Consider the following 5,613-nt stretch of genomic DNA (forward strand, 5'->3'; position numbering starts at 1 on the left):
CCCAACAGGTGGGTGCGGACGGATCAGACCTGGCCGGCCTTCTCCAGCGCGGTGCAGCACGTGTCCACCAGCAGGCGGGTCACCACGTACGGGTCGACGTTCGCGTTCGGGCGGCGGTCCTCGATGTAGCCCTTGCCGTCCTGCTCGACCTGCCACGGGATACGGACCGAGGCGCCGCGGTTCGACACGCCGTAGCTGTACTCGTTCCACGGGGCGGTCTCGTGCAGACCCGTCAGACGGTCGTCGATGCCGGCGCCGTAGTTCTTGACGTGGTCCATCGGCTTGGAGCCCTCACCGAGCGACTCGCACGCGGTGATGATCGCGTCGTAGCCCTCGCGCATCGCCTTCGTCGAGAAGTTGGTGTGCGCGCCCGCGCCGTTCCAGTCACCCTTCACCGGCTTCGGGTCGAGCGTCGCGGAGACGTTGAAGTCCTCGGCGGTGCGGTAGAGCAGCCAGCGGGCCACCCACAGCTGGTCGGAGACCTCCAGCGGCGCGAGCGGGCCGACCTGGAACTCCCACTGGCCGGGCATGACCTCGGCGTTGATGCCGGAGATGCCCAGGCCCGCCTTGAGGCAGTTCTCCAGGTGCGCCTCGACGACGTCACGGCCGAAGATCTCGTCCGCGCCGACGCCGCAGTAGTAGCCGCCCTGCGCGGCCGGGAACCCGCCGACCGGGAAGCCGAGCGGACGGTCGCCCTCGAAGAAGGTGTACTCCTGCTCGATGCCGAAGATCGGCTCCTGGGAGGCGAACTTCTCGGCCACCTCGGCGAGCGCGGCACGCGTGTTGGACTCGTGCGGGGTCATGTCCGTGTTGAGGACCTCGCACAGCACCAGCACGTCGTCGCCGCCGCGGATCGGGTCCGGGCAGGAGAAGACCGGCTTGAGCACCCGGTCGGAGGCGTGGCCCTCGGCCTGGTTGGTGCTGGACCCGTCGAAGCCCCAGATGGGAAGCTCGGCGAGGCCTGCGGCTGAGCCCGTGAGAATCTTCGTCTTCGAGCGAAGCTTCGCGGTCGGCTCGGTGCCGTCGATCCAGATGTACTCAGCCTTGAAGGTCACGGGGCCTCATCCTTTGCGGGTGCAGCGGGTATGAGGCGCAGCTTCGCAACACGGGATTTCCCGTCGATTGCCCGATTGTGAACCCCGTGTTACTCAGGTTTCCTTCGTTTGTCGTGATCCCTGTGCGACCACATGGGCGTTGAGCAGCGAGTCGAATCCGGCATTCCGGATTCGTCGGACGAGCTCGGCGTAACTGCTGCCCAGCGCCTCGGCGGTGCGTCCCAGGTGCCAGTCGTGCCCGGCCAGCATGCGCAGCAGATGGCCGCGGCGGATCTGGTTCTCGGACAGCCGGAACGTCTTCAGATAGGCCGTGCGCCCCTTGTGGTCCGTGATCAGCTCACCGATGTGCTGCGCGCTCTGCGCCCGGTGGAAGGGCGGAAGGAAGCGATGGAGGGCGTACGAACCCATCCGGTGGACCCGCTCGAAGGCGTACGGCGTCTCCAGCAGGTCCCGGGCGAACAGACCCGTGTGTGCCTCCTCCCAGGCCCGCTCCTGGGCGCGGGCCGCCGCCCGCAGATCCGCGAGCGTCTCCAGGTGCCGGCCGTCCCCGATCCGCGCGGCGAAGTCCGGCACCGGTCTGCCGTAGAGGGCGGACTGATGGACCAGCTCGCCGTACAGGTCCTCCAGCAGGGATGGATGCAGCGCGCGGTAGTCGTCGGGGTGCGGCACGACGAACGCCGCGGCGAGCGCGTCCGCCGCGTACACCATCACCCCGCACTGCCCCGGATGGATCTCGAAGACCCGGAGCGCCTCCGCCAGCCCGTACACCTCCCCCGGCCCGTGTACGCGTCCTCGGCGCGCGGCGAGAGCCCCTGCCGGACCGCCTGCTGGGACCACTCGTCCCAGACGACGGACGGCCCGCCGAAGTGCAGCGCCAGATATCCCTCCAGGGCGAGATGGAGCGGCAGGAACCGCATGCGGTTCTCGCCCTGCTTCCGCTTGGCCATGCGGTGATGGCGGCGCACGTGAATGCGGTTCGGTGCCCCGCCGCCGAGCTGGGTCCCGTACGCCGCCGACTGCGTGCCGTCACCGGACCAGTCCGCGACGAAGCCGTGCGGGACGTACGAGACGTAGTGGGTGCGCGGGCCGACGTCCACGATGCCGGGGCCGCCGTACACCTCGTGGCGCAGCCGCAGCCCTTCGAGCGGCTCCTGCCGCACCAGCGGCACGAGCCGGATGCCGCCCCACACCTGCGCCGGGCGGGCCGTCAGCCCCGTGAGATCGATCCTCGTCATCGCATGTCCCCGTGCTCCAGGAAGAGGGCGACCCGGCGGTCCAGATACGCCCGCAGCTCGTCCAGGCCCGTGCGCCCCTCCGCGAACTGCGCGATCTCCACCAGTGCCGGCAGATCCTCCGCGTCCCGGATCCCGGCGGTCGGCACGCTCGGCGCCAGCCGCCGTACGTCGAAGCCGTCCGCGTCGTATACGGGGTGAGAGCTGCACGACCCCGGTCTGCCGGTCCGGGTCGAGCCGCGTGCGCCAGACGCGCAGCACCTCGCCCGCGAGCCCCGGCGGCGCGTTGTCCCAGCCGTCCGAGACGATCACCAGGCGCTCGGGCGAGGTCTCCAGCGCGTCGATGATCCGCGTGCCCAGCGGGGTCGGCCCCCAGGGCCGCACGAGCAGCGGATCGGTGCCTCCGGACGTCCACAGCGCGGTGTACGTCTGCGAGAGGGCCTCCAGCAGGAAGTGCCCGGCCAGCGCCACCGCCAGGGGTCGGCGTCGCTTCACGCCCGAGCCGGAGGCGGAGTAGCTGTCGTCGAGGACCGCCGCCACCCGCCCCCACGTCCCCGCGTACGGACCGGCCGCGCGCCGCGCCGCCGCCCGGAGCGCTCCGGTCAGCTCCGCGCGGCGCGCCACGCGCTCCTCGAAGGCGAGCGAGAGGACGTACAGCGCGAGCCGCGTCAGCGGCATGGCGGTGAGATCGGCGGCCGGGCCGCCGGAACGCTGTGTGCGCAGCCGCTCCAGCCGGGTCATCCGGGGTGCGATCCGCTCCAGGAACTGCTCGCGCCGGACGCCGTGCTTGGCGGCGAAGCCCTCGGCGACGGTGAACGGCAGCTCGTACAGCGCGCCCTGCTCGTAATGCGCGCGGCGGTAGGCGTCCAGGTACGGGTGCTCGTAGCGGACGCGCCGCCCGGGCGCGAAGAGGAAGTCCCCCAACTCCGGGTCGGCGAAGGAGTGATGGGCGTGCCGGGCGGCGGCCTTCAGGCCCGGGCGGTACTTCACCGCGTCATGCGCCGGGTCCGGCCGGGCCGCCAGCCAGTCGCGCATGATCGCGCGGGTACGACGGTTGTTGACCTTGGCGGCACGCAGCGCGCGGAAGAGCCGGTACACGCGCTGCGGCGGCAGCACGGCGAGCCGCGCCGCGATCAGCCGGCCCTCGACCCTTCTCTGCTCGTCGTCGGCCTCGCCCGCCGTACGCAGCAGCCACTCGACGATCCGTACGGCGTTGTGATCGTTGATGTCGAGCGCGAGCGTCGCCGCGTAGAGCGGCCGGTAGTTGACGCGCACATACTCGTGCACGAAGCCCAGCGAGATCCGCTGCTCGTACGCCTCGGACCGGAACTCGCGCTGGCCGGTCGCCGTGATCGCGGCATTGACGAAGAGCAGTACGTCCTCGGCCGCGACGAGATCGGCGTGCGTGTCCGCCATGGCGTTCCCCCGGACATCCCCCGTGCGTACGTATGCGAAGGCCGGCCGGGGAATGGGGGCGCGAGCGGCGAAATCATTGCCTCACAAGCAGGTCTCGGAAGTCGCGCCGGAGTCCCGCGGCCGGCCTGGGCAACGTAGCACCCGTCACCGGCCGTTCCGCCACGGGTTTTCAAGGGAGTGCTGCGGGAAGCGTGTCCGTCGCGGCCGAGGTGAACACGACGGCGGCACGCAGCAGATCCTGCGTATCAGAGTCGGTGGGCACTTCGCCCCGGCTGCGCAGTACCGGGCTCCTTCCTCCCGGCTAAGTCGCGAGATCGTCAGCAGCGGCTCCCTCGTCGGCCTTCTCTACGTCCTGATGGACGAAGGGGTCCGCTGACCGGGAACCGGCAGCACCCTACGTAGACCGACCTCGAAGTCGTCACCCTGGACTGGGAGCGGTAGGGCCGCCTCCCACAGACCCTAGATCAAAGACGGCAGGGTCCCGGTAGCCCAGCGGCCGAGCCAGAATGCGGCGGCTGAGGGGTGGTCCTGCCCCTCGGTAGAGCCGTCGTGCAGCAGGTACTCGGTGGGGGCGATGTAGCCCTCTCCAGGCGCGAGGCGGATGCGGTAGACGCGGATCGGGTGTCCGGCGGCCACATGCTTTCGGTAGTCGTCGGTGGAGGGGTAGCGGTGCGCGTAGTCCTCGGGGTGTATGACCCGGCAAACGGCCTGTGCGTCGAGCGTGCCGACGACGACGTACCGGGTGCCCGGCCCCAGGTTCAGGGCGAGGCGGCGTCGGCCACGGGGTTTCTGCGCGTAGATCAGTTTGTCCCAGTTGTCCAGGTGCAGGCCGATCAGACGGCCGTCCTGGTAGTTCTCCGTTGTCGTGATCACGTTGGGCTTGGAGAGGGCCTGTCCGAGGTACTGCGCGTCGTCGTCGCCCAGCGGCCTCGCCAGATGCTCCAGGCCCTTCTCCTTCGGAGCGGGTGGGCGGACGATCTCCACGAGCGTCGTGGCCGGTGTCCAAGCCTGGACGGCCAGCGAGAGGCCGTCCGCCTCCGTGAGTGGCTGCCACAGGCCGGACGGGACCACGGACCCCTCCTCGTATTCCCGCTCCTCCTTCGTCGTGCGAACCGTGGCCGTCTCGCACCGCTCGCGCAGGGCGTCCAGGTCGTTGAACGCGATGTGCAGGGGCACGTGGTCCTCCTGGTCAGTCGTCTCCAATGGTGATGCCGAGTTCGTTCACGAGGGCCTGGGCAAGGTCCGTCTGCTGGCCCGGGTCGATGCGGACCTTGGCCAGGTTGGCGACGCCACGGATCTGCGAGAGGTCGTTGCCGCGGAGATCGGTGTCCCGGTACCGTCCGCCGCCGAACTCGGTCAGCTTGAGCCCGCAGTCCGAGAACACGGCGTCGGACAGGTCGCAGTCGGTGAACGTGACCTCGGTGAAGGCACAGCCGGCGAAGGCAACGGGGCCGGTGGCACGCACCTTCTCGAAGCTGGCGTAGTCGAAACGGCACTTCTCGAACAGCACGTCGTCCAGGACCACGTCGTCCAGCGCGGCGCCCATGAGCTTGCAGTCGCGGAAGTGGGCCCGGGTGAGCTTGCTCTCGCTCCAGCGGACCGAGCCCAGATCGCTGCTGGTGATCTCGACGCCGTGGAGTTTCAGCGCGTCGAACTCGACCTGCTTCGCGCGGATGTCGCTGACCCTGCCCGTGATGAGCTGGATTCCGTTGAGGGCCAGCGAGCGCAGGTCCACGTCCCCGTACGCGAAGTCCTGCACGGTACCGCGGGGGCTGTCCAGCGTCTCGACCACGGACAGGTACAGGCCGGGCTCATCGAGGTCGGGAGTGGTCACGGTGATGTGGCCGAAGGTACGGCTGGCCATGGTGCTCCTTCAACGTGGTGCCGGGGCGGCCCGCTGTCGTTGGCGG

General features: G+C 70.0%; 3 protein-coding genes and 2 pseudogenes. All 5 read right to left on the reverse strand.

The genetic code is table 11. The features are described from left to right. Positions 1-23: 23 nt before the first annotated feature. Entirely contained in the window at positions 24-1,055 is a 1,032-nt protein-coding gene (gene glnII / locus ACWGI8_RS38200) for a glutamine synthetase (protein ID WP_453668036.1), read from the reverse strand. Between the two features lie 93 nt (positions 1,056-1,148). Then, positions 1,149-2,290, reverse strand: a pseudogene (locus ACWGI8_RS38205) (ARPP-2 domain-containing protein). Next, positions 2,287-3,703 (reverse strand): annotated as a pseudogene (locus tag ACWGI8_RS38210) (hypothetical protein). Before ACWGI8_RS38210 ends, ACWGI8_RS38205 begins: the two co-directional pseudogenes overlap by 4 nt. Positions 3,704-4,162: 459 nt before the next feature. Continuing rightward, positions 4,163-4,879 (reverse strand): hypothetical protein, encoded by a 717-nt coding sequence (locus tag ACWGI8_RS38215; RefSeq protein ID WP_453668037.1) that lies wholly within the window; start codon positions 4,877-4,879, stop codon positions 4,163-4,165. 13 nt (positions 4,880-4,892) lie between these two features. Next, entirely contained in the window at positions 4,893-5,567 is a 675-nt protein-coding gene (locus ACWGI8_RS38220) for a pentapeptide repeat-containing protein (protein ID WP_453668038.1), read from the reverse strand. Positions 5,568-5,613 lie beyond the last annotated feature (46 nt).

The organism is Streptomyces sp. NPDC054841, from assembly GCF_053611045.1.

Bases quoted from the DNA above. Each gene is read 5' to 3' on its own strand.
- ACWGI8_RS38220 (WP_453668038.1), bottom strand. From the start codon at position 5,567: ATGGCCAGCCGTACCTTCGGCCACATCACCGTGACCACTCCCGACCTC.